This is a genomic window from Streptomyces sp. NPDC006197, assembly GCF_040613865.1.
Classification (GTDB): Bacteria; Actinomycetota; Actinomycetes; order Streptomycetales; family Streptomycetaceae; genus Streptomyces.
In genome coordinates this window covers 1-4,977 of sequence record NZ_JBEXSZ010000263.1, presented here as the reverse complement: position 1 = coordinate 4,977, position 4,977 = coordinate 1, and the positions used below count along the sequence as shown (strand labels likewise).

Annotated in this window: 2 protein-coding genes; both read right to left on the bottom strand. The window is 72.2% G+C overall.

The window, feature by feature from the left end; genetic code table 11:
• Window positions 1-233: 233 nt before the first annotated feature.
• Entirely contained in the window at window positions 234-2,510 is a 2,277-nt protein-coding gene (locus ABZ318_RS39035) for a VCBS repeat-containing protein (RefSeq protein ID WP_356907162.1), read from the bottom strand.
• 103 nt (window positions 2,511-2,613) lie between these two features.
• Window positions 2,614-4,845: a VCBS repeat-containing protein gene (locus ABZ318_RS39030; protein ID WP_356907161.1), complete on the bottom strand. Its 2,232-nt coding sequence runs from the start codon at window positions 4,843-4,845 to the stop codon at window positions 2,614-2,616.
• Window positions 4,846-4,977 lie beyond the last annotated feature (132 nt).

Here is a 4,977-nt window from a genome sequence, read left to right as displayed (position 1 = left end):
GTTGTCTTTTCCTTTCTCGGCCGGGGCGGGGCGGGGGGGGGGGGTTGGGGGGGGGGGAACGGGGGGCCCCCCCCCGGGGGGGGGGGGGGGGCGATGTCTCGCCACGCCCGCAGGACCGCCGGCAGGACCGAAAGGTTGTACGGCCGGTCCGGCAATTGTGCGGTTGCGCCGGGGGCGGCGGCGCTCGCCGCGCCCGCCCCCGGGGCCGGACCGGTCACGCACGCCGTACGCGATCAGAAGATCGCGTTGAAGCGACTCGCGTCCGAGTGCACCGAGGTGAACGTGGCCGGCTTGAACGGGCCCGTCACGCTGCCGGTGCCCGAGTAGAGGCGGGAGCCGGAGGCGCCGACCGCGTACAGGTCGCCCAGGCCGTCGCGGTCGAAGTCGCCCACGCCGACGAGGGAGGTGTACGAGCCCCAGCCGGAGCCGATCCGGACCCGCGGGGAGAACGTGCCGGCCCCGGTGCCCTGGTAGAGCCAGAGGACGCCGTAGGTGTCGCGGGCGACCAGGTCGCCGGAGGCGGAGCCCGCTATGTTCCCGACGGCCGTGATCTGGTTGTAGACGCCCCAGCCGCCGCCGACCCGCACGCGGGTGGCGAACGGGGCCCGGTAGTCGCCGGTGCCCTTGTAGAACCACAGGACGCCGGAGGTGTCGGTGGCCAGGAGGTCGGAACGGCCGTCGCCGTTCAGGTCGCTGCCGCCGGTGATCTTGTTGTACGCGTTCCAGCCGGAGCCGATCTTCGTACGGGGCGCGAACGTGCCGTCGCCCTTGCCGAGGTACTCCCAGAGGACGCCGGAGGCGTCACGGGCGACGAGGTCGGCGGCCGGGGCGCCCGCGATGTTGCCGACGGCCTCCAGCTGGTTGTAGACCTGCCAGCCGGTGCCGATCTGCACGCGCTCGGACGAGTAGACCTCGGTGGAGGACCAGGCCATGACGGTGTCGTCGCGGAAGAGACGGCCCGAGGAGTCGCGCGAGAGGACGTCCGTGCTGCCGTTGTTCGTGTAGTCGTGGAGCCCGGCCTTGCGGGCGACCTTGAAGGTGCCGGTCTTCAGGACGTCCGGGCCGATGCCGTTGAGCGGCTTGGCCTTCAGCTCCCAGGTGTAGTCGCCGCCGGGCGCGAAGCCGCCGATGCCGCCGACGGTCTTGGCGACCAGCCCCTGCCAGTTCCAGGTGAGGACCCCGGTGCCGCTGAAGGAGCCGTCGAAGCCGTTGAAGGAGTACTGCGCGAGCTTGCCGGTGGCCACGTGCCGCAGGGTCACCGTGCCCTGGGCGGTGCCCCGGTTCAGGGTCCAGGTGAGGGTGGCCCGGCCGCCGTTCTGGTCGAGGTCGACCGTGCCGGGGACGGCGCTCGTCACGTACTCCAGCTGCGTCTTCCTGCCCGTGGAGGCGACGAGGGTGGCGACCGGGGCGCCGTTCTCGGCGGGGGCGATCCGGTAGATGCCCTCGCCGCCGTTGGTCACCGAGCCGCCGCGCGCGATCAGCGCGCCGTCGGGGGCCGTGGCCATCGAGTCGACGTGGTCGAGGAGCGTGACCGTGGTGGCGGGGTCGGCCAGGCGGCGGGCCGTCAGCGGGAAGCTGGACGACGGGAACGTGGCCGTGCCGCCGCCCTTCCAGGTGGTCATCGCCCAGCCGCCGAGGATGCCGAGGTCGAGGTCGGCGGCGGCGGGCGTCGAGCCGAGGAGGACGGTGGACCGTTCGCCGTCGCTGTTGCGCTTGACGACCGTCAGGCGGGCGGAGTTGCCCGTCGGGTTGTCGACCCAGGCGATGTCGGTGGCCGTGAGGTAGATGCCGGTGTTCGGCGCGGTGGTGCCGGTCGACACGGTCTCCCGGATGTTCCCGGTGCCGAGGTCGACGACGGCGAGGGAGTACTGGGTCCCGTTCGGGGTGGCCTGCTGGTACTGGATCAGCGCCTCGTTGAGGGCGGTGGCCCGGACGCGGAGGTTCCGCGCGGTCGGCGGGAGGGCCACGTCACGGGTCGTCGGGTTGTGGGAGCCCGGCTCCGGGCGGCTCATGAGGAAGACGTCCATCGCGTTCGCGTCGTCGACCCTGTGCATCACCAGCGACTGGCCGGCGACTCCGGCGAGGCTGTAGCGCTGGTCGCCGTACGACAGGCCGACCGCAAGACTGCCCGGGGCGGACATGTCGCGCACCTGGTAGCTGCTCGAATCCGACTTGTAGGAGACCACGTAGTCCGACAGGCCGCCGCTGTATCCGTACCCGGCGGGGAGGGTCGTCGTCGTCCCCTCCGCGTAGCTCGTCCAGTAGTACGTGGGGTTGTAGTCCCCGGTGATCCGACGGCCGAGGAAGCCGGTGGTGCCCGCGCTGACGACCTGGATGCCGTCCGGGACGGCGATGGCCGTCGCCGCGGCCGCGGAGGCGGTGACGGGAGCGGGCGCGGGCGCGGGCGCGGCGCTCGCCGGGACGCCCAGCGCGCCGGCGCCGAGGGTGACCGCGAGGACGGTGGTGACGGCGGCCGAGACGTGTCGGCGGGTGGTGCGTGCGGAGCTCAAGGTTCCCCCCAGGTGGACCGGACGCCGCACGCGATCATGCGTGCGACGCCCGGTCAGACATGCGAGGTGGTCGGGAGGTTGTACGGGTCAGAGGCCGTACGGGTCAGGAGACGCTGTTGAACTTCGTGCCCTCGCCCGCGTACAGCGTGGTCGTCTGGCGGCTGAACGGGGCCGTGGTCGACCCCGTGGAGCGGTAGACGTACGTGCCGCCCGCCCCGTACGCGATCAGGTCGGGACGGCCGTCGTTCGTGACGTCGCCGGCGCCGACGAGCTGCGAGAAGGCCCCCCAGCCGCCGCCGATCCGGATCCGGGGCGCGAAGGTGCCGTTGCCGTGGCCCAGGTAGAGCCACAGCACCCCCGAGGCGTCGCGGGCGACGAGGTCGCCGGCGGCGCCGCCGGCGATGTTGCCGGTGGCCGTGATCTGGTTGTAGATCCCCCAGCCGCCGCCGACACGGACGCGCGGGGCGAAGGGAGTGGTGGAGGAGCCGGTCCCCTTGTAGAACCACAGGACGCCGGAGGTGTCGGTGGCGAGGAGGTCGGAACGGCCGTCGCCGTTGAGGTCGGAGCCGCCGGCGAGCTGCTTGTAGCCGCCCCAGCCGCCGCCGATCCTCACGCGCGGGGCCAGGGTGCCGTCGCCCTTGCCGAGGTGGTGCCAGAGGTAGCCGGAGCCGTCCAGGGCGATCAGGTCGCCGTGGGAGGTGCCGGCGATGTTGCCGACGGCCTCGATCTGCTTGTAGACCTGGTAGCCGGTGCCGATCCTCGTCCGGCGGGCGGTCCTGACCTGCCCGTCGACCGGCCAGTCGAAGAGGTCGTCCCGCCACAGGTTGCCCGAGGCGTCCCGGGCGATGACGTCGGTGGAGCCGTTGTCGTTGAGGTCGTGCGCGTTGGCCCGGCGCAGGACCTGGAAGCTGCCGGAGATGCTCGCCGGGCCGCCGATGCCGTCGGTCGGGGTGGCGGTGGCCTTCCAGGTGTAGGGGCCGTTGGGGGCGCTGATGCCGTCCAGGAAGCCGTTCCAGGCGTAGGTGAAACGGTTGCCCGAAGAGGCCAGGCGCTGGGTGAGCTTCTTGCCCGTGGCGACGTGCGTGAGCGTGAGGTCCAGGGTGGCGTTGCCCCGCGACAGGGTCCACTCCGTCGGGAGCGTGGTGCCCGCCTTCTCCAGGTCGACGTAGGGGGGGACCTGGGCGTCGGCGAACCGCACGACCATGTCCCGGCCGGTGGTGGATTCGAGCGCGACCGTCGGGCGGGCGCCGCCGCTGCCGGTGATCCGGAAGAGACCGTCGCCCTCCGAGCCGAAGCCGCGCACGAGCAGGGAGCCGTCGGGGGCGTGGGCCACGCTGGAGAAGTTGTCCAGGACCTTGTACGGCTGGGCGCCCGCGTCCGTGAGGCTCCGCGCGTACAGCGGGCTCGGCGTCTCCGCGGTGGCGGTGCCCGGGACGCCGTAGAGGACCGTGTCCCCGACGATGCCCGCGACGACGGCCCGGGTCAGCTCGCCGGTCAGGGGGATGCGTGCGACCGTCGTGGTGCCGATCCGCTGCGCGCTGATCTCGAGGCCGCCCTCCTGCGCCGCGTGGACCCACCCCTTCCAGTCGGCGGTGAGGGCGCCGGTCGACGACTGGTCCCACTGGGGGGTGCCCGAGCTGCCGCCCCAGTCGACGACCGAGCCGCTGTTCACGTTCGAGGTGGCCGTCCAGTACACGATCCGGTCGGTGGGGACGTACGGCTCGCGGACGCTGCCCAGGACGACGAAGTCGTTGCCGTGGGAGGCGACGACCTTGTAGTCGATGTTCTTGGGACGGGAGGAGAGCTTGCTCTTCCTGGTGACGCCGTTGACCTTCGAGAGCTGCCAGAGGTCGTGGTAGTCCCCGGTGGTCGACACGCTCACGAAGAGGTTCTCGTTGACCACGCCGACGAGCTCCGTGCTGCCGGACGGGAATTCGGCCCCGATGTTGAAGGACGCGCGCCAGGCCCCGCCGTTCTTCATGTCCCGTACGGAGACGGTGCTGCCGTCGCCCGTCACGAGGAGGTCGGAGTTGCTGTCGTAGCCGGTGATCCCGGTGCCGACCGTCGTCACCGAGCCGTCCCCGTACGTGTGCCACTCCAGGATCGTGGTGCCGGCCTCGTCCTTGCGGGACGTGAGGTAGCCGGTGTCACCGACGCTGACGACCTCGGCGTCGACCGCCAGGTTCGCCGCGTCGGCGGCGGCCGTGGGCCCGGCGACGACCGTCGGGGCGGCCGCGGCGGCCGGGACCGTGACGAGGGTCCCCGTCACGGCCGTGACGGTCGTCAGGGTGAGAACGGCTGCGGCGAGCCGGCGGCCGGAGATGCGATGGCGCACGTGCCTTGACCTTTCCAGTGGTCTGGAGGGGAGGAAAAACCGTGCGTCGCACACGATCACGCGCCCTTGTCGTGTGGCCGGTCCGTCTGTCCCGTCATCGTCGGTCACCTCTCCACGCCCCGGACGACTGCT